The following is an 18,585-nucleotide window of genomic DNA, read 5'->3' on the forward strand; positions in this document are numbered from 1 at the left end:
CGAGCGTTTGTTGTGTTACTGGCAAGTTACCGACGGGCTCGAAGCCGGTCAAGGCTTCATCTCGAACTCTTGGACCACGACCATCGAGCCGTCGGCGGTGTTGTCGAGGCGATGCGGCAGGGCCGCTTGGTATTCGGGCGACTCGTACCAGGCCACGGCTGCCTCGGTCGACGGGAAACGCAGCACGACCACGTTGCTGGGCTTGGGCCCTTCCAGGGCGAGGGCGCTTTGGTCGGCAACGACCACCTCCCCGCCGTGCTGGAACACCGACGGCCCGGCGGCGGCGCCGTAGGCGGCATAGCCCTCGGGGTTGGTGATGTCGTAGCGGGCGATCACGTATGCGGACATGGCTCCTCCTTGAACTGGCCGGGCACGCGACCCGGACCGGGCGGGCCTGCGAAGGCCTGGGCGATCGACATCCACTGGCGGGCGACGGGCCCGTCCACGTGCAGGCCGGTGTCGTCGAGGTGGCGTCGTTGGGTGACGACGAGGCAGAAGTCGAAGGCGTCGCCTCGCACGCGGTCGGCGGCCCAGGCGTCACCCCACGTCCAGGTCTCGTCGCCGCAGGCCAGCTCGACGTGCACCGCGACGTGGGGAACGTCGAGCCGGTGGGCACGGAAGCTGTTGCCGAAGGCGAGCACGCCGAGCTGGGCGACGTGGCGCAGCCGGGGCGTGGCGGGGCGGGCGATGCCGAGCCCGTCGGCGATGTCCTGGCCATGCGCCCACGTCTCCATGAGCCGGGCCGTGACGAACGACAACACGCTCATCGACGGGCCGTACCACGGCACCCGCGTGTCGACTTCGGCGGTGACGGCGGCCACCACGAAGGCCCGCCAGGCGTCGCGCCACCAGGCCAGCAGTTCCGCTTCGGTGCGGGCGCGGCCGGCGTCGGTGGCGGCGTCGATGAGGGCGGCGAGCTCGGCCGCCGTGGCGGGGCGCGTCGTGACGAACCGCTCGGGGTCGCTGAGCGCCAACGCCGCGGCCTCGTCGAAGAAGGCGAGGTGGCTGAGTTGGTCGCCCACGTCCCAACCCGGCGCCGGGGTGGGCGTGCGCACGTCGGCGTCGGCCACCAAGGCGTCGAGGGCCTCGGCCTCGGCCGCCAGGTCGGCGCACAGGTCGGACAGCGGGCTCATCGCTCCCCTGCCAGCACGGCGCCCACCACGGCGAGGTCGACGATGTCGTCGGCCGTGCACCCGCGCGACAGGTCGAGCCACCAGCCGGCGAAGCCGGTCATGACCGGCCCCACGGCGCGGGCGCCCGCCATGCGCTCGGCGATCTTGTAGCCGATGTTGCCCGCGCCGAGGTCGGGGAACACGAACACGTTGGCCCGGCCCGCCACCGGCGAACCCGGCGCCTTGGCCGCGGCGATCTCGGGCACGTAGGCGGCGTCGAACTGCAACTCCCCGTCGATCAGCAGGCCGGGCGCCTTGGCCCGGGCCAGGTCCACGGCGGCCCGCACCCGGGCGGCGGCCGCATGCTGCGAGCTGCCGTGGGTGGAGAACGACAGCATGGCCACCCGCGGCTCCTCGCCGGTGAGGCGGGCGTGCAGGGCGGCGGCGTCGACAGCGACCTCGGCCAGTACCTCGGGCGCCGGCTCGGGGATGACGGCGCAGTCGGCGAAGGTCAGCGTCCCGTCGCCCACCTGCATGAGGAAGGCGCTCGTCACCACGGTGGAGCCGTCGCGCAAGCCGATGGCGTCGAGCCCGGCCCGCACCACCCGGCCCGTGGTCGCCACGTTGCCCGCGATGCCCACGTCGACCACGCCCGCGGCCACCAACGAGGCGCCGTAGACCAGCGGGTCGGCCAGGTCGGCAGCCGTGGCCTCGGGTCGTCGTTGCCGCAGCGCGGCCAAGGCGGCGTCGTGGGCGTCGACCTCGTGCAGCAGCACCGGCTCGGCCAAACGTTCGTCGCGCAGCCGACGGGCCGCGCACTGCATGCGCTCGTCGTCGGGCTCCACCAGCAGCACCCGGCACCGGTTGCGCCGCGCCCGCTCGGCCAGTGTCACAGGCTGAGCTCCAACTGCAGCAGTCCGGCAGCGTGCGTCTTGCCCTGCGAGTCGGTGCGCAACGACTGCGAGGCGCCGCCGCCCAACGAATTGGAGATCACGAAGTTGAGGGCTCGCAGGTTCGGCACCTCGTAGCGCTCCACCGGCCCCTCGGCCAGCCGCTCGAAGTGGGCCGCCACCTTCTCGGCGGTGAGGTGTTCGCGCAGCACCTCGTAGGACTCCTCGTCGAAGGCGATGACGGCCACGTTGCTGTGGCGGCCCTTGTCGCCCGATCGGGCGAAGCCCAGTTGCGAGACGGGGACCTTCATGCCTCCACCACCTCGACCGTGGTCGACACCACGGCCTTGTCGATCAGCGCGGGCCAGTACTCGACCACCTCGGTCACCTGCGGGCGTCCGCCCGCGAAGCCGGTCAGCCCCGGCGGTCCGCTGATGAGCAACGGCGCCAGCTCCATGGAGAAGCGCTGCACCTGCTTGCGGTCCTCGCTGCTGACGCCGACTCGCAAGAGCACCTCGGGCGGGTCGACCGGCGCCGGGCGCATGCCGTCGTAGAGGACGTTGGCGCCCACTACTTCCACGAAACGAGCCTCGGCCGGGAAGCGCACGCCTTCGTCGTCCAAGCGATCGAACAACAGCTCGGCCGTGACCATGGCCTTGTCGACGGCATCGGGGCCGCCGACGGTCAACTGCCCGATGGCCCGGTAGCCGGCCGACATGCAGACAGCCACCTTGTAGGAGTCGGTGGCCGGTGCGCCCCGGGCGCCGCTCACCCGCACCCGGTCAGGGCCTACCTCTTGCACGGCGACGCTGGTGAAGTCGGCCACCACGTCAGGCGAGATGTAGTTGGTGGGGTCGCCCGCTTCGTAGAGCATCTGGGCGGCGACCGTCTCGAAGTCGACCAGGCCGCCGGTGCCGTCGTGCTTGGTGACGACGAAGCTCCCGTCGGGCGACGCCTCCACGATCGGGTAGCCGATGCGGGCCATGTCGGGCACGTGCTTCCACCGGTAGAAGTTGCCGCCGGTGCACTGGGCGCCGCATTCGATGATGTGGCCCGCGATGGTGGCCGCGGCCACCAGGTCGTGGTCGTCGAGGTCCCACCCGAACTCGTAGGCCAAGGGCGCCACCGTCAACGACGGGTCGCTGCACCGGCCGGTGACCACGATGTCGGCCCCCTGCGACAACGCCTCCACCACCGGGGCGGCACCGATGTAGACGTTGGCGCTGGTGACCCGGTCGAGGTGGGCGGCCAAGGGCTCACCGGTGTCGAGGTTGGCCAAGTGGTGGCCGTCGGCCACCAAGGCGGGGAGCCGGTCGAAGATGTCGTCGCCCTTGACCGTCGCCACCTTCACGCCCGACAGGCCCAGTTCGGCGATGACGCCCAGCACCGCGTCGTGGCAGGCGTCGGGGTTGACCCCCGCGGCGTTGGCGATGATGCGGATGCCGCGCTCGGCGCACGTCGGCAGGGTGCGGCGCAGCACCTCGATGAAGTCGCGGGCGTAGCCCGCCTTGGGGTCACGGTCGAGCTGCTTGCGCAGGATCGTCATGGTGACCTCGGCCAGGTAGTCGAGGGTGAGGTAGTGCAGCGGGCCGCCCTTCACCAGGCGGGCGGGCGCCTGCACGCTGTCGCCCCAGAAGCCCTGGCCGTTGCCGACCAACACGGGCGCCCTCATCGACCGCTCCACTGCGGCGCCCGGCGTTCCTTGAACGCCCGCGGCCCTTCCTGGGCGTCCTCGCTCAGGTACACCGGCTCCCACAGCGCCTCGGCGTGGTCGAAGGCCTGGCTGCGGGGGAGGTCGGCCGCCGCGTAGACCATGGCCTTGCCCGCCCGCACCGACAGCGGCGCGTTGGCGGCGATGCGCTCCGCCAGCAGTTGCACCTCGGTGTGCAACCGGGCGAACGGCACCACCCGGTTCACCAAGCCGACCCGTTCGGCCCGCAAGGCGTCGATGGGCTCGGCCGTCATCAACAATTCGAGGGCGACGCGCGGCGGGACCAGCCAGGGCAGCGGCGCAGCCCACGGCGCACCCCTCCCCCAGCGGGCCTCGGTGATGCCGAAGCGGGCGTCGTCGGACGCCACGCACAGGTCGCATGTCTGCGCCAGCAGGAAGCCGCCCCCGTAGGCGATGCCGTTCACGGCGGCGATCACCGGCTTGTCGACGTGCACCGTGCGGCCCAGCTGCGGCACGAAGTCGGGCGGCGGCACCTGCAAGGCGGTGTCCGACATCTCCTTGAGGTCGCCGCCTGCGCAGAACGCCTGGTCGCCCGCGCCGGTGAGCACGATGACCTGCGCGCCGTCGTCGGCCTTGAGCCGGTCGAAGGCCGCGAACAGCCCGGCGCGCACGGCGCTGTCGAGCGCGTTCCTCTTGTCGGGCCGGTTGATGGTCACCCACCCGACGCAGTTGCGCACGTCCACCAGGACGGCGTCATCCGACACGTGCAGCCTCCTCCTCTTCGAGCACGGCGAGCACGGTTCCGACGTCGACCCGGTCGCCGACGGCGACCGACAGCGTGGCCACGACCCCGGCTTCGGGGGCGCGGATGACGTGCTCCATCTTCATGGCCTCCAGCACGACGACGACGTCGCCTGCCTCGACCCGGTCGCCCACGGCCACGGGCACGCCGACGACCGTCCCCGGCATCGGCGCGGCCAGCGAACCGGGCGCCTCCACGTCGGCGGGGTCGACGAAACGGGGCGCCACGGCGAATCGCAGCGAGTCCACGAACACCTCGCCGTCGCCGTTGCCGTGGTCGACGTCGAAGGCGCGGCGCACCCCGTCGGTGACCATGACCACGTGCGTCGGCGTGGCCGACACCACCTCGACGTCGAGGCGCTCGCCGTCGACCCGGAACTCGGGGCGCCCGCTGATGCGGTACTCCACCACCAGGTCGTCGAGCGTCTCCGAGCGCAGCACCGACGGGTTGTTGCGCCAGCCCGACGGCACCGCCCGCAGCACCGGTGCTTCCGCCCGCCGCTGGGCCTGGCGGGCGAGCACGGCGGCCAGCGCGGGCAGCCGCCGGTCGGGCGCGGCCAGCAACGCGGTCGGCGGGTAGCGGGTGAGGAAGGCGGTGTCGACGGTGCCCGCTTCGAACTCGGGGTGGCCGAGGATGCCCACCAGCAGGTCGCGGTTGGTGATCACGCCGTTGATGCGGCTGTCGCGCAACGAGCGGCGCAGCACCCGCACCGCCTCTTCGCGGGTCGGCGCCCAGGCGATGACCTTGGCCAGCATGGCGTCGTAGTCGACGCTCACCTCGCTGCCCGGCTCCACGCCGGAGTCGAGGCGCACGGGGCCGGGCACGTCGAAGCGCACCACCGTGCCCGGCTTGGGGGCGTAGTCGTCAGCCGGGTCCTCGGCGCACAGCCGCGCTTCCACGGCATGGCCGTTCACCACCGGGGCGACCGACAACGGCGCGCCGTCGGCTACCAGCAGTTGCAGCCGCACCAGGTCGAGCCCGGTGATCAGCTCGGTGACCGGGTGCTCGACCTGGAGCCGGGTGTTGACCTCGAGGAAGTAGAACTGGCCGTCGGGGCCGACGATGAACTCGACGGTGCCCGCCCCTTCGTAGCCGAGGGCCCGGCCCGCATCGACGGCGGCCTGGTAGAGGCGGGCACGCACGTCGTCGTCGAGGTTGGGCGCAGGCGCCTCTTCCACGATCTTCTGGTGTCGGCGCTGGATCGAGCACTCCCGCTCGAACAGGTGCACGACGTTGCCGTGGCTGTCGCCGAAGATCTGCACCTCGATGTGGCGGGCCGACGGCAGGTAGCGCTCCACAAACACGGCGCCGTTGCCGAAGGCCGCTTCCGCCTCGCGTTCGGCCGCCGCCAATGCGCCGGCCAACTCGTCGGCTGACTCCACCACCCGCATGCCGCGGCCGCCGCCGCCGAACGAGGCCTTGACCAACATGGGGAAGCCGATGCGCTCTACCACCTCGGGGGGCGGCGCGCCGTCGTGCCACCCGGGCAGCACGGGAACGCCGGCGTCCTCCATCAAGGCCCGGGCGTCGGTCTTGGAGCCCATGAGCTCGATGACTCGCGGCGACGGGCCGATGAACCGCAACCCGGCCTCGGCGCAAGCCTGGGCGAAGGCGGCGTTCTCCGAGAGGAAGCCGTAGCCGGGGTGCACGGCGTCGCAGCCGGTGCGCGCCGCGGCGTCGAGCAACAGGTCGGTGCGCAGGTACGACTCGGCCGGGCGGCGCCCGCCCAAGGGCACGGCGTCGGTGGCCTCGCGTACGAACGGCGCGTCGGCGTCGACCTCGGAGTACACCGCAGTGGTGTCGATGCCCATGGCCGAGCAGGTGCGGATGACGCGGCGGGCGATCTCGCCGCGGTTGGCGATGAGGACTTTGCGAATGGCCACGGTCACATCCGGAAGACGCCAAAGCCGCGACGGCCTTCGACGACGTTGGAATGGCAGGCCGACAAGCTGATGCCCAGCGCGGCCCGCGTCTCACGGGGGTCGATGACGCCGTCGTCGTGCACGCGGCCCGACATGTAGAAGGCGTGCGACTCGGCGTCGATGCGCTCCTCCAAGGCCCGGCGGCGTTCCAGGTCGGCGTCCTCGTCGAAGGTGCGCCCCTCGCCCGCCGCCTGGTTGCGAGCCACGATCGACATGACGCCCGCCAACTGCTCGGGCCCCATGATCGCCGTGCGCGAGTTGGGCCACGACAGGAGGAAGCGGGGGTCGTAGGCCCGGCCCGACATGCCGTAGTTCCCGGCGCCGTAGGAGGCGGCCATGATCACCGTCAGGTGGGGCACGTCGCTGTTGGCGACGGCGTTGATCATCTTGGCGCCGTCCTTGATCATGCCCCGCTGCTCGTAGTGGCGGCCGACCATGAAGCCGGTCGTGTTCTGGAGGAAGACCAGCGGCGTGTCGATCTGGTTCGACAGCAGGATGAACTCCGTCGCCTTCTGCGCCTCTTCGTTGAACAGCACGCCGCGGGAGTTGGCCAGGATGCCCACGGGGAAGCCGTGGATCGAGGCCCACCCCGTAACCAGGGCGTCGCCGTACAGCGGCTTGTACTCGTCGAAGGCCGAGCCGTCGGCCACCCGGGCGATCACCTCGCGGGGGTCGAACGGCACCTTGAGGTCCGACGACACGATGCCCAACAGCTCGTCGGGGTCGTAGAGCGGTTCGGTGGCGGGCACCGACGGCCCCGGACCGAGCTTGCGCCAGTTGAGGTGGGCCACGATCTCCCGGCCGAGGCGCAGGCAGTCGGCTTCGTCGACGGCCAGGTAGTCGCTCAGCCCCGACACGAACGAATGCATCTCGGCGCCGCCGAGCTCTTCGTCGTTCGACTCCTCGCCGGTGGCCATCTTCACCAGCGGCGGACCGCCCAGGAACACCTTGGCCTGCTGCTTGACCATCACCGAGTAGTCGCACATGCCGGGCACGTAGGCGCCGCCCGCGGTGGAGTTGCCGAAGACCAAGGCGATGGTCGGGATGCCCGCAGCCGACAGCCGGGTGAGGTCGTGGAACTGGCGGCCCGCAGGCAGGAACAGCTCGGCCTGGGCCCGGAGGTCGCCTCCGCCCGACTCCACCAAGTTGATCACCGGCAGCCGGTTCTCCGCCGCGATCTGCAAGGCCCGCAGCAGCTTCTTCCACGTGAAGGGGTTGGACGAGCCGCCCCGCACCGTGGGGTCGTTGGCGATGAGCATGCACTCCACGCCGGAGACGACCCCGACGCCGGTGACCACGCTGGCGCCCACCGGGTACTCGGTGCCGTAGGCGGCGATGGTCGAGAGCTCGAGGAACGGGGCGTCCTCGTCGAGCAACAGCTCGATGCGCTCGCGCACGAGCATGCGACCCCGCTCGCGATGGCGGGCCACGTACCTCTCGCCGCCGCCGGCGCGGGCCAATGCCTGCTGCGCCTCCAGTTCGTCGAGCACGGCGAGCATGGCCTTGCGGTTGGCGACGAAGTCCTCGGCAGTCGGGTCGACCGCCGTGCGCAGCGTCTTCACTCGGCGTACAGGGAGTCGATGACGGGGCCGTACTGCTCGAGCACGCCGCGTCGCTTCAGCTTCATGGTGGGGGTGAGCACGACCGAATCGGGCATCCACTCGTCGGCCAGGATCGTGAACTTCTTGACCCGCTCCACGTTGGAGAGGCGCTCGTTCACCGAGGCCACGCCGTGCTCGATCTCGGCCCGCACCTCGGGGTGCTCGGCCAAGGCGGCGAGGCCACCATCCACGTCGCGTTGGGCGGCCCACGCCGCGGCCACGTCGGGGTCGAGGGTGACCAGCGCGGTGATGTAGTGGCGCTTGTCGCCGATGACGCACGCTTGGCCCACCAGGGGGATGGTCTTCAGCGCCGCTTCGATGTTGGCGGGCGAGATGTTCTTGCCGCCCGCGGTGATGATGAGCTCCTTCTTGCGGTCGACGATGCGGATGTAGCCGTCGTCGTCGACCACGCCGATGTCGCCGCTGTGCAGCCAGCCCTCCGCGTCGAGCACCTCGGCCGTCTTCTCCGGGTCCTTGAAGTAACCGGAGAACACATGGCCGCCGCGGCAGAGGATCTCGCCGTCGTCGAGGAGGCGCACCGTGCAGCCGGGGATGGGCTTGCCCACGCTGCCGGGGCGGGGCGCCCGCACCTCGGAGGTCATGAGCCCGGTGTCCTCCGACAGGCCGTAGACCTCGGCCAGAGGCACCCCGATGAAGTTGAAGAACTCGATGACCTCTTGGGGCGGCGGGGCCGCACCGGTGAAGGCCACCTGGCAGGCGTCGAAGCCGACCTTGGCTCGCACGGGGCCGAACACGGCGGCGTCGAGCTGGTCGAAGGCGGCCTGCACCTCGGCCGGTGCCTGCTCGCCGCGCACCTTGGCCTCGAACAACTGCCGGCCCAGGTCGAGCCCCTTGTCCAACACGTCGGCAGGCAGCGCGGTCATCAGGGCCGCGCGCATCTTCTCGAAGATGCGGGGCGGGCCGAAGAACGCCTCGGGGCGCACGTCGGGCAGGTACGCAGCCACGGCGGCGGGGTCGGGGCACGGCGTGACGACGGCGCCCTCGCGGGCGGGCAGGTAGTGGGTGAAGATGCGCTCGGCGACATGCGCCATGGGCAGGTACGACAACATCCGGCGCTGGGCGAGCTCCATGCCCATGACCTCTGTCAGCGACTCGAGCAGCCAGCAGATGTTGCGGTGGGTGAGCATGACGGCCTTGGGCGGCCCGGTGGTGCCCGAGGTGTAGATGAAGGTGGCGAGGTCGGTGGGCTCCACGGCATCGACGGCGGCGGCCAGCGACACCGGCCCCACGCCCTCGATGAGGTCCGCCCATGTGTCGATGCCTTCGCCCACCACGATCACGTCGCGCAGGTGCGGCAGCCGGTCGCGCACCTCGTCGACCGACTTGGCGAAGTCGGCGTCGACGAAGGCGATGACCGCCTCGGAGTGGCCCAGCAGGTACTCGATCTGCTCGGGCGACGAGGAGTTGTAGACGGAGAAGGCGGTGGCCCCGGCCAGGTAGGCGCCCATGTCGATGGGGTGGAACTCGATGCGGTTGCGCAACATGAGCGCCACGCGGTCGCCGCGCTGCACTCCCCGGTCGGCCAGCAGCGCCGCGGTGCGCGTGGCGCGCTCGGCGTAGTCGTCCCAGGTCCACTCGGCCCAGCCGTCGGCCGTCTTGGCCCGCAGGGCGGGCTGGTCGCCGAAGCGCTTCACCGTCTCGGCGAACAGGCGAGGGATCGTCTGTCCCTCGACGGCGGCCAGCACCGCTTCGTCGGTCCGCTCGTGGCGCAGTTCCGTCACATTCGCCTCCTTCACGCCAACCGCTCGATGACGGTGGCGTTGGCCATCCCCCCGCCTTCACACATGGTCTGCAGCCCGTAGCGGCCGCCCGTCTGCTCCAGCACGCCGAGCAACGTGGCCAGCAGGCGGGTGCCGGAGGCCCCGATGGGGTGGCCGAGGGCGATGGCGCCGCCGTGCACGTTCACCCGCTCCAGGTCGGCGTTCATCTCCTTGGCCCACGCCAGCACCACGGGGGCGAAGGCCTCGTTGACCTCGAAGGCGTCGATGTCGTCGACCCCCAGGCCCGCCCGCTGCAACGCCATGTCGGTGGCGGGGATGACGGCCGACAGCATGAGGATTGGATCGTCGGCTGTGACCGACATGCTCACGATGCGAGCTTTCGGCGTGAGCCCCAGCTCCTCGGCCACGCCGCGTTCGACGATGAGCGCGGCGGAGGCGCCGTCGGAGATCTGCGAGGAGTTGCCCGCGGTGATCGACCACTCGATCTGGCCGAAGCGCTCGGCCACCGCCTCGTCTTTGAACGCAGGCCGCAGGGCCGCCAGCGTCTCCACCGTGGTCTGGGGGCGTATGCCCTCGTCGGCGGTGATCCCGTCGACGGGAATCATCTCGCTGGTGAAGTCGGCCTGCGTGGCGCGCCGGTGCGACTCGGCGGCGTAGGCGTCCATCTCGGTGCGCGAGAGCTGCCACTTGGCGGCCATCAGCTCGGCCGACACGCCTTGGTGCACCATGCCGTCGGCGTAACGCTGCAGCAGGCGGGTGCCGAGGGGGTCCTGCCCTTGCTGCGACGAGAACATGGGCACCCGGCTCATCGACTCCACGCCGCAGGCGATGGCGGCGTCGTAGCTGCCGGCCAGCACCGCTTGGGCGGCGAAGTGCACGGCCTGCTGCGACGACCCGCACTGGCGGTCGAGGGTGGTGGCGGGCACGTGCTCGGGCAGGCCCGCTCCGAGCAGGGCGGTTCGGGCGATGTTGAACGACTGTTCGCCGACCTGCGAGCCGCAGCCCGCGATGACGTCGTCGAGGCGCTCGGGGTCGATGCCGCTGCGCTCCACCAGCCGGCTCAAGGTCTCGGCCAGCAGGTCGGCCGGGTGCCACGACGAGAGCGCCCCGCCGGGCTTGCCCTTGCCGATCGGCGTGCGCACCGCATCGACGATCACTGCTTCTCGCATCCGCCTTGTCCCTTTCACGAACTAACGATCGTTAGGGAGACGTTAAACGAACGCCCGTTAGGGAGTCAATGCCAAACCGGCCGAAGTTGCGGGGAAAACGCGCCGGAAAACGGGGCGATCCCTACACAACTTCGAGGGGTGAGGGCGGGGCGGCGCCTAGCGGGCGGCGACGCGGCGGGTGCGGCGCGGGGTGGCGCCGTTCCCGTTGGTGGGGCGGCGGCGGGGCTTGGCCCCGCTCGTCAGCCCTGCCAGCAGCAGGTCGAAGTAGGCGTCGACGACCTGTTCGATGTTCATGCGGCCCTTGGGCGAGTACCAGGTGTAGGTCCAGTTCCCCAACGACAGCACGGCCTTGGCCGTCATGCCCGGGTCGACCTCCCGGAACTCCCCGTTGTCGATCCCCTCGCGGATCAGCTTCTTCAGCCGCCGCTCGTACTCGGCCCGGCGCTCGAGCGCCTGGGTGCGGCGAACCTCGTCGAGGCCCTCCCAGTCGTGGAGGAACACGGTGGCCGACGCCAGGTTGTCGGCGATGGTCTGCAGGTGGGCGAGCAGGAACGCACGCAGCCGTTCGGCCACCGACAGGCTCTCGTCGGCCAGCGCTGTCTCGGCCCGCTCGAAGAAGGCGTCGGTGACCCGTTCGATGATGACGGCGAGCAGGTCTTCCTTCGAGCGGATGTGCGCGTAGAGGCTGCCCGGCTTCAACTGCACCGCGTCCGCGATGTCGCGCACGCTGGTGGCTTCGTAACCCTTCTTGCTGAAAAGCGCCGTCGCCGCCTCGACGATCTCGCCGTACCTGTCCGACGCCATCCGTTTTCTCTCCTTCGGCCCGCGCAGTGAAAGAGCGTAGGCGGCTAGGCGGGCGCGGGGTGGAACCCGCTGCCGCTCTTGCGGCCGAGTTGGCCCGCGTTGACAAGGCGACGCAACGTCTGCGGCGCCCGGAAGCGCTCGCCGTAGTTGGCCGTCATGGCTTCCGAACCCCGCAACAAGGTGTCGAGCCCGCTGAAGTCGGCCGTGGTGAGCGGTCCCATGGCGTGGTTGAACGCCAGCTTGCACGCCTTGTCGATGTCTTCGGCCGAGGCGATGCCCTCCTCGTAGATGCGGGCCGCTTCCAGCAGGAACAGCATGATCAGGCGGGAGGTGACGAAGCCCTGGGTGTCCTTCTGGCAGACGATCGTCTCCTTGCCGAAGCGGGCCGTCAGTTCCAGCGTGGTGGCCAGCGTCTCGTCGGAGGTGAGCTCGCCCCGCACCACCTCGATGAGGCGCATGACGGGCGGCGGGTTGAACCAGTGCGTGCCGATGACGCGGTCGGGCCGCTCGGTGGCCGCGGCGATCGAGGTAATCGAGAACTGCGAGGTGTTGGTGGCCAGGATGACGTCAGGACCGCACGCCCGGTCGAGCCGTGTGAACAAGCTGCGCTTGAGCTCGATGTCCTCGGTCACCGCTTCGATGACGTGCTCGGTCTCGGCGCCCGCCTGCTCCAGGTCGGTGCTCAGCGAGATGCGGGCGAGCACCGCTTCGACCTCGTCGTCCGACAGCTTGCGGCCGAGGCCGCGGGCGATGCGGCCGCGGGCGCCTTCCAGGGCCTCGTGGGAGACGTCGACAAGGGTGACCTCCAAGCCGGAGTCGGCCGCTACCTGGGCGATGCCGCGGCCCATGATCCCGGCGCCGACGACGGCCACGCGCTTGATGTCCACTGGTGTTCCTCCTAGTACGACTTGGGCAGGCCGAGCACGCGCTCGGCGAGGTAGTTGAGGACCATCTCGTTGTTGACCGGCGCGATGCGCAGCAGCCGGATCATCGGCCACAGGGTGATCACGTCGGTGTCGCGGTCGAAGGCGCTGCCCCCATGGGCCTGCATCACCGCGTCGACGGCTTCGTTGGCCGCCTCCGACGCCAGGAGCTTGGCCATGTTGGCCGCCCACCCGGCATCGCCGCCTGCGTCGTAGGTGTCGCAAGCGCTGTAGAGCATGAGGCGGGCCGCCTCCAGGTGCGCCTTGGCCCGGGCCAGCGGGTGCTGCACCGCCTGGTACGACCCGATGGGCGTGCCGAACGGCGCCCGGGTGGACGCGTACTCCACGCCCTTGGCCAGCACGTGGTCGCCCAGCCCCAGCGCCCACGCCGAGACCAGCAACCGCTCGGGGTTGAGGGCGTCGAACAACGCCCGCAGCCCTTCGTCGCGGGTGCCGACCAGGTTGGCCGCGGGCACCTCGACGTCGTTGAGGAACACGAAGAACTGGTGCTCGGGCGAATGGAGGTCGATGTCCATCTGCTGGAGCTCCAGGCCCGGCGAGTCCATGGGCAGGACGAACAACGACAGGCCGACCCGCTTGTCGTCGGTGTCGCGCAGGCGGGTGGTGCGGGCCACCACCATCATGTGGGTGGCCTGGTCGGCGCCGGAAATGAAGATCTTCTGGCCGTTGATCCGGTAGACGTCGCCGTCCTGTTCGGCGAAGGTCTCCATGCGGAAGCTGTTGGTGCCGGCGTCGGCCTCGGTGATGGCGAAGCACAGCTTCACCTCGCCGGTGCACGTGGGTGCGACGAACTGCTGAATCTGCTCCTCGGTGCCGTGGCGCAGGATGGCCATGCGGGCGAAGGCGGTGAGCAGCACCAACACGGGCGGCGTGCCCGCCTGCGACAGCGCCTCGATGACGGCCACCGGCCCGGTCATGCCGCCGCCGTTGCCGCCGTACTCCTCGGGCACGCCCATGCCCAGCAGGCCCAGCTCGCCCAGTGTCTCCCACACGTCGTCGACGCCTTCGCCGTCGCGAGCCCGGCGCACGAACTCCCGGCGGTCGAAGCGGTCGGTGACGCCCTTGACCACTTCTCGCACGGCTTGGCGCGTCTCGTTGTGCTCGATGCTCATGTCGCTCCTCTACCGGCCGGTGAACTGGGGACGCCGGCGCTCCACGAACGCCCGCGGCCCTTCCTGGGCGTCGGCGCTCTTGAACACGGGATCACCCATGGCCGCCTCGGTGCGGAAGGCGGCGTCGAGGCCCAGTGTCTCCACCGCGATGCGCTTGGCCATGCGAACGGCGAGCGGGCCGTTGGCGGTGATCTGCTCGGCCAGTTCCACCGCCCGCTCCAAGGCGGTGCCGTCGGGCACCACCTCGTTGACGAGCCCGACCTCGTAGGCCCGCTGGGCCGGGATCGGCCGGCCGGTGAGCAGCAGTTGCATGGCGACGGCCCACGGCACCTGCAGCGGCACGCGCACGTGCGACCCGCCGACGGGCACCAGCCCCCAACGCACCTCGGGCAAGCCGAAAGTGGCGCTCTCCCCCGCCACCCGCAGGTCGGTGCCGAGCATGACCTCGAAGCCGCCGGCCAGGCAGAAGCCCTCGACGGCGGCCACGATCGGCTTTTCGACGCGGCTGAAGAAGCGTTCCGAGGGATCGGGGAACAAGGCGGCGAGGCCCTGCTCTGTAACCACCGGGATGAGGGAGGCAAGGTCGGCGCCTGCGGAGAACGCCTTGCCGCCCGCTCCGGTCACGACCACCGCGCCGATCCGGTCGTCGCCCGCGATGTCGACCATGGCGGCGTCGAGCTGGTGCAGCAGGTCAAGGCTCAAGGCGTTCATGCGGTCGGGGTCGTTGAGGGCGACGACCTCGACGGGTCCTCGCCGCTCCCGCTGCACCAGTGCTCCCACGCGCTCGCCTCCTCGACCTAACGGACGTTCGTTTGAAAGTACCGAGCGAGTGCGGCGGCGGTCAAGAACTACCAAACATTTGTTAGACAAGCCGGGGCCGGTCGGTTTATGGTCCGGCCATGGGGATCCAGACGCAGAGGTTTTCGTTCTTCAAGGTCGACGAGCCCACCGACGGCGTGGCCGTGGTGCGCTTCAATCGGCCCGACAACGGCAACCGCTGGGCGTTGGCCGACGAGTGGGAGATCACTGCGGTGATCGAGGAGCTGGCGGCCGACGACGACATCAAGGTGGTGTTGCTGACCGGCTCAGGCGACACGTTCTGCGGGGGCGCGCACCACGGCGACGACCCCTTCGACGCCGCCGGCTACTACGACCGGTCGCGTGAGGTGTTCAGCACCTGGATGAACTTCGACAAGCCGATCGTGGTGGCCCTGAACGGCACGGCATCGGGCTCGGGCCTGTCGCTCATGATGCTGTGCGACATCGTGGTGGCCGAGCGGCACCTGACCTTCGGCGACCCGCACGTGAAGGTCGGCGTAGTCAGTGCCACCGGGCCGTTCGAGTGGCCGCCGTCGATCGGGCTCATGCGGGCCAAGAAGTGGTTGCTCACCGGCGACTCCTTCGACGCCACCGAGGCCGAGCGCATGGGCCTGGTGAGCGAGGTGGTCGACACCGGCGACTCCTTCGCCCGGGCCATGGAACTGGCACGGCAGGTGGCGTCGTACCCGGCAGGCGCGGTGCAGGGCACCAAGCGCACACTGCAGCAGTGGCTCCGCGGGGCCTTCAACCCGGTGTTCGAGCAGGGGTTGGCCCTGGAGTTCCTGCGCTTCCCCGTGGCGGCGATGGGCTACGGCAACAGCAACCACTAGTTTCGTTCGTCGTGACGACGACAGCGAAGGACCTCGACGAGCTCAAGACCCTGGTCGGGCAGCACCTCGGTTACTCCGACTGGATGGAGGTCTCCCAGGAGCGGGTCAACCAGTTCGCCGACGCCACCGGCGACCACCAGTGGATCCACGTCGACCCCGAGCGGGCGGCCAAGGAAAGCCCGTTCGGCGGCCCCATCGGCCACGGCTACCTGACGATCTCGCTGGCGCCGCCGCTGCTGGGCCAGGTGCTGCGGGTCGACGGGGTGAAGATGGGCGTGAACTACGGCATCAACAAGCTGCGGTTCCCGTCCCCGGTTCCCGTGGGGTCGAAGCTGCGGGCGGGCGCCACACTGGCGAGCGTCGAGGACATCCCCGGCGGCGCCCAGGTGGCGCTGGACGCGGTGTTCGAGGTCGAGGGCCAGGACAAGCCGGCCTGCGTGGCCCAAGTGGTCTACCGCTACTACAGCTAGCCACGCCCGGGGTGGCCGTGCGCGAAGCGACGTCACACATCGGCCTGCCCGAGTTCAGCCCCTGACTTCTGCGGCCACCTGTGCGAACAGGCGCAAGGTTTCCTCCGAGGGATAGTCGGAGCACCAGGGCATGAACGAGGTGCAGCCCAGGGCTGTGTACTGCCGGATCTTGTCGGCCACCTGCTCGGGGGTGCCGACCAGGTTGCCCGCCTTCCAACTCTCGACAGGCTCACGCCACAGCGACTTGGTGCCCGCAGCCTCGACCTCTGCCTCCGTCTCGCGGATGAAGATCTCGGGCGACCACGTCTTTTCGATCTCGTCTTCGTCACGGCCCACGTCCTTGCAGTGCTGCTTGAGGACCTCGCGCTTGTGGGCCCACTGCTCGGGGTTGCCGCCCCAGTTGGCCCGGTCGGCCAGGCGGGCGACGACCCGCAGGGTGAGCTGCTCGCCCCCGCCGCCCACGAGCACGGGCGGGTGAGGCTGCTGGAGCGGCTTGGGGTCGCAGTTGGCCCGCTGCAGTGTGTAGTAGCGGCCGTCGTAGGTGGTCTCGGCTTCGGTCCACATGCTGCGCACGATCTCGACGGCTTCGGCCAGCATGCCGATGCGTTCCTTGGGGGCGCCGAAGTCGTAGCCGTAGCCCTTGTACTCGTTCTCGTACCAGCCCGCCCCGATGCCCCAGTCGAGGCGTCCGCCGCTGATGACGTCGAGGGTGGAGGTGATCTTGGCCAGCAGGGCCGGGTTGCGGTACGAGTTGCACCCGACCATCTGGCCCAGGCGGATGCGGGTGGTGCGCTGGCTGAGGGCGGCCAGGGTGGTCCAGCACTCGAAGACCGCTTCGTGGGCGGGCTTGGGCACGTTGTGCACGTGGTCGTAGACCCACAGCGAGTCGAAGCCCAGCTCCTCGGCCAGGACGGCGAGGTCGACGATCCGGTCCCACTTGGCCGCGGCCCCGTCGATCGAAGCCAGCTCCATCTTCCAGCCCTGCAGAGCGAAGACACCGAATGTCAGCGGACGGTCCATGCGCCGACCCTAACGCCGTCACTTGCCAGTTGTGCCCGGCCCACCGCGCACAACTGGCAAATGGCTTGCTTGGCAACTACTGCGAGCTGGCGGGTTCGCCCTACGATGCCGACCGATCATGGGTGGGGACATCGAGTACAACCTGGCCGACTTGTTGGAGACGGCCGCCGACGCCATCGCCGACCGGGAGGCCGTCGTCTGCGAAGGCAGGCGGTTCACCTTCGGCGACTTCGACGAACGGGGCACCCGCCTGGCCCACGTGCTGGCCGACCTCGGGGTGAAACAGGGCGACCACGTCGGGCTCCACCTGTTCAACGGCAACGAGTACCTCGAAGCCATGCTGGCCTGCTTCAAGCTGCGCGCCGTTCCCATCAACGTGAACTACCGCTACGTGGCCGACGAGTTGCGCTACCTGTTCAGCGACGCCGACATCGTCGCGGTGGTGACCGAGCCCGAGCTGACCGACGTGCTCGACGAGGCGGGCGTCACCGTCCCCCGGCTCCAGCGGGGCGAGCAGTACGAGACAGCGGTGGCTGCCGCCTCGCCGGTGCGCGACTTCGGGCCCCGCTCGGCCGACGACCTCTACATCCTGTACACGGGCGGCACCACCGGCATGCCCAAGGGGGTGATGTGGCGCCACGAAGACCTCTTCTTCGGCGCCCTGGGCAGCGGCAACCCGGGGGGGCCGCCCCTGCGCTACCCCGGCGAGATCGCCGCTCGGGCCGAAGCGGGCTTCCACCGGTGCCTGGCCGCGCCGCCGTTCATGCACGGCGCCGCCCACTGGATGGCGTGGCAGGTGCTGCTGGTGGGCGGCACCATCGTCGTCAACCGCAACCCGGGCTTCGATGCGGTCAGCGTGTGGCAGTTGGCCGACGACGAGCGCATCTCGTTCCTCGTCATCGTGGGCGACGCCTTCGCCCGTCCACTGGTCGACGCCCTCGAACAGCACCCCAACCGGTGGAAGCTGCCCGCCCTCACCGTCATCCTGTCGGGCGGCGCCATCCTGTCGCCCTCGGTGAAGGCCGACCTCCTGCGCCTCCTCCCCCGCGTCATCGTCGTCGACGGCTTCGGCGCCTCCGAGACCGGCGGGCAGGGACAGATGGTGGCCGTCGCCGGCGTGCCCGCCATGCCCACCCGCTTCGTCATGGGCGACGGAAGCACCGCCGTGCTCGACGACGACTTCCGCCCGGTGCAGCCCGGCGAGGTCGGGTGGGTGGCCCGCACCGGCCCCATCCCCCTCGGCTACTACAAGGACGAGGCCAAGACGGCCCAGACCTTCCCCGTGGTCGACGGCGTGCGGTGGGCCGTGCCCGGCGACCGCGCCCGGCTGGAGGCGGACGGCACGGTGAGCGTGCTCGGCCGGGGGTCGGTCAGCATCAACACCGGCGGCGAGAAGGTCCACCCCGAAGAGGTGGAGTCGTGCCTCAAGGCCCACCCCGCCGTCTTCGACGCCATCGTGGTCGGCGTGGCCGACGAGCGCTGGGGGGAGCGGGTGGTGGCCATCGTGGCGCCCCGCCCGGGCGCGGAGCCGCCGGGGCTCGACGAGTTGGCCGAGCACTGCCGGGAGTCGCTGGCCGCCTACAAGGTGCCCCGCGGCCTGGTCGTGGTCGACGAGGTCGTGCGCTCCCCTTCGGGCAAGCCCGACTACCGCTGGGCCAAGGCCGTGGCGGGCTGAG

The 18,585-nt window shown here is 70.5% G+C and carries 18 protein-coding genes; 3 read left to right on the forward strand and 15 right to left on the reverse strand.

Annotated elements, in window-relative coordinates; translation table 11 throughout:
- Positions 1 to 48: 48 nt before the first annotated feature.
- The 14 genes from VM938_02415 to VM938_02480 all read right to left on the reverse strand — a co-directional run bounded on the left by VM938_02415 (position 49) and on the right by VM938_02480 (position 14,550).
- Entirely contained in the window at positions 49 to 348 is a 300-nt protein-coding gene (locus tag VM938_02415; GenBank protein HVF73878.1) for a DUF1330 domain-containing protein, read from the reverse strand.
- Positions 333 to 1,133 carry a TIGR03084 family metal-binding protein gene (locus VM938_02420; protein HVF73879.1) on the reverse strand — a complete coding sequence of 267 codons (801 nt, stop codon included), beginning with the start codon at positions 1,131 to 1,133 and terminating at the stop codon, positions 333 to 335. The genes VM938_02415 and VM938_02420 overlap by 16 nt, the downstream gene beginning before the upstream one ends.
- A complete protein-coding gene (locus VM938_02425; GenBank protein ID HVF73880.1) occupies positions 1,130 to 2,005 on the reverse strand; it encodes a phosphate acyltransferase in 876 nt (291 codons plus the stop codon). Before VM938_02425 ends, VM938_02420 begins: the two co-directional genes overlap by 4 nt.
- Positions 2,002 to 2,313 (reverse strand): hypothetical protein, encoded by a 312-nt coding sequence (locus VM938_02430; protein HVF73881.1) that lies wholly within the window; start codon positions 2,311 to 2,313, stop codon positions 2,002 to 2,004. Before VM938_02430 ends, VM938_02425 begins: the two co-directional genes overlap by 4 nt.
- On the reverse strand, positions 2,310 to 3,674 hold the full coding sequence (locus VM938_02435; GenBank protein ID HVF73882.1) for an acyclic terpene utilization AtuA family protein: 1,365 nt from the start codon (positions 3,672 to 3,674) through the stop codon (positions 2,310 to 2,312). The genes VM938_02430 and VM938_02435 overlap by 4 nt, the downstream gene beginning before the upstream one ends.
- Positions 3,671 to 4,438, reverse strand: a complete 768-nt coding sequence (locus tag VM938_02440) for an enoyl-CoA hydratase-related protein (protein ID HVF73883.1) — start codon at positions 4,436 to 4,438, stop codon at positions 3,671 to 3,673. The genes VM938_02435 and VM938_02440 overlap by 4 nt, the downstream gene beginning before the upstream one ends.
- The gene (locus tag VM938_02445; protein HVF73884.1) at positions 4,428 to 6,365 is read right to left on the reverse strand and encodes a biotin carboxylase N-terminal domain-containing protein; all 1,938 of its coding nucleotides are present in this window, start codon (positions 6,363 to 6,365) and stop codon (positions 4,428 to 4,430) included. Before VM938_02445 ends, VM938_02440 begins: the two co-directional genes overlap by 11 nt.
- Positions 6,362 to 7,960: a carboxyl transferase domain-containing protein gene (locus VM938_02450; protein ID HVF73885.1), complete on the reverse strand. Its 1,599-nt coding sequence runs from the start codon at positions 7,958 to 7,960 to the stop codon at positions 6,362 to 6,364. Before VM938_02450 ends, VM938_02445 begins: the two co-directional genes overlap by 4 nt.
- Positions 7,957 to 9,756, reverse strand: coding sequence for an AMP-dependent synthetase/ligase (locus tag VM938_02455; protein ID HVF73886.1), 1,800 nt, complete (start codon positions 9,754 to 9,756; stop codon positions 7,957 to 7,959). Before VM938_02455 ends, VM938_02450 begins: the two co-directional genes overlap by 4 nt.
- Entirely contained in the window at positions 9,753 to 10,910 is a 1,158-nt protein-coding gene (locus VM938_02460; GenBank protein ID HVF73887.1) for a thiolase family protein, read from the reverse strand. Before VM938_02460 ends, VM938_02455 begins: the two co-directional genes overlap by 4 nt.
- 156 nt (positions 10,911 to 11,066) lie before the next feature.
- Entirely contained in the window at positions 11,067 to 11,714 is a 648-nt protein-coding gene (locus VM938_02465) for a TetR/AcrR family transcriptional regulator (GenBank protein HVF73888.1), read from the reverse strand.
- Between the two features lie 44 nt (positions 11,715 to 11,758).
- Positions 11,759 to 12,601, reverse strand: a complete 843-nt coding sequence (locus tag VM938_02470) for a 3-hydroxyacyl-CoA dehydrogenase family protein (GenBank protein ID HVF73889.1) — start codon at positions 12,599 to 12,601, stop codon at positions 11,759 to 11,761.
- 11 nt (positions 12,602 to 12,612) lie between these two features.
- Complete coding sequence (locus tag VM938_02475; GenBank protein HVF73890.1) at positions 12,613 to 13,770, reverse strand: acyl-CoA dehydrogenase family protein; 1,158 nt, start codon at positions 13,768 to 13,770, stop codon at positions 12,613 to 12,615.
- Positions 13,771 to 13,779: 9 nt separating this feature from the next.
- On the reverse strand, positions 13,780 to 14,550 hold the full coding sequence (locus tag VM938_02480; protein HVF73891.1) for an enoyl-CoA hydratase-related protein: 771 nt from the start codon (positions 14,548 to 14,550) through the stop codon (positions 13,780 to 13,782).
- 119 nt (positions 14,551 to 14,669) lie between these two features.
- On the opposite strand from VM938_02480, the gene VM938_02485 reads away from it, so the two are divergent.
- Together VM938_02485 and VM938_02490 are read left to right on the forward strand one after the other, a co-directional pair.
- Positions 14,670 to 15,419, forward strand: a complete 750-nt coding sequence (locus tag VM938_02485) for an enoyl-CoA hydratase/isomerase family protein (GenBank protein ID HVF73892.1) — start codon at positions 14,670 to 14,672, stop codon at positions 15,417 to 15,419.
- A gap of 11 nt (positions 15,420 to 15,430) precedes the next feature.
- A complete protein-coding gene (locus VM938_02490) occupies positions 15,431 to 15,889 on the forward strand; it encodes a MaoC family dehydratase (GenBank protein HVF73893.1) in 459 nt (152 codons plus the stop codon).
- Between the two features lie 54 nt (positions 15,890 to 15,943).
- Here VM938_02490 and VM938_02495 read toward each other — a convergent pair whose 3' ends face one another.
- Positions 15,944 to 16,909: an LLM class F420-dependent oxidoreductase gene (locus VM938_02495; GenBank protein ID HVF73894.1), complete on the reverse strand. Its 966-nt coding sequence runs from the start codon at positions 16,907 to 16,909 to the stop codon at positions 15,944 to 15,946.
- A gap of 118 nt (positions 16,910 to 17,027) precedes the next feature.
- Between VM938_02495 and VM938_02500 the strand changes: the two genes are divergently transcribed.
- A complete protein-coding gene (locus VM938_02500; protein ID HVF73895.1) occupies positions 17,028 to 18,584 on the forward strand; it encodes an acyl-CoA synthetase in 1,557 nt (518 codons plus the stop codon).
- Position 18,585 lies beyond the last annotated feature (1 nt).

It is taken from the genome of Acidimicrobiales bacterium (assembly GCA_035536915.1).
Classification (GTDB): domain Bacteria; phylum Actinomycetota; class Acidimicrobiia; order Acidimicrobiales; family JAHWLA01; genus JAHWLA01.

Bases quoted from the DNA above. Each gene is read 5' to 3' on its own strand.
- VM938_02420 (HVF73879.1), bottom strand. From the start codon at position 1,133: ATGAGCCCGCTGTCCGACCTGTGCGCCGACCTGGCGGCCGAGGCCGAG.
- VM938_02485 (HVF73892.1), top strand. From the start codon at position 14,670: ATGGGGATCCAGACGCAGAGGTTTTCGTTCTTCAAGGTCGACGAGCCC.
- VM938_02415 (HVF73878.1), bottom strand. From the start codon at position 348: ATGTCCGCATACGTGATCGCCCGCTACGACATCACCAACCCCGAGGGC.
- VM938_02475 (HVF73890.1), bottom strand. From the start codon at position 13,770: ATGAGCATCGAGCACAACGAGACGCGCCAAGCCGTGCGAGAAGTGGTC.
- VM938_02430 (HVF73881.1), bottom strand. From the start codon at position 2,313: ATGAAGGTCCCCGTCTCGCAACTGGGCTTCGCCCGATCGGGCGACAAG.
- VM938_02500 (HVF73895.1), top strand. From the start codon at position 17,028: ATGGGTGGGGACATCGAGTACAACCTGGCCGACTTGTTGGAGACGGCC.
- VM938_02460 (HVF73887.1), bottom strand. From the start codon at position 10,910: ATGCGAGAAGCAGTGATCGTCGATGCGGTGCGCACGCCGATCGGCAAG.
- VM938_02495 (HVF73894.1), bottom strand. From the start codon at position 16,909: ATGGACCGTCCGCTGACATTCGGTGTCTTCGCTCTGCAGGGCTGGAAG.
- VM938_02435 (HVF73882.1), bottom strand. From the start codon at position 3,674: ATGAGGGCGCCCGTGTTGGTCGGCAACGGCCAGGGCTTCTGGGGCGAC.
- VM938_02465 (HVF73888.1), bottom strand. From the start codon at position 11,714: ATGGCGTCGGACAGGTACGGCGAGATCGTCGAGGCGGCGACGGCGCTT.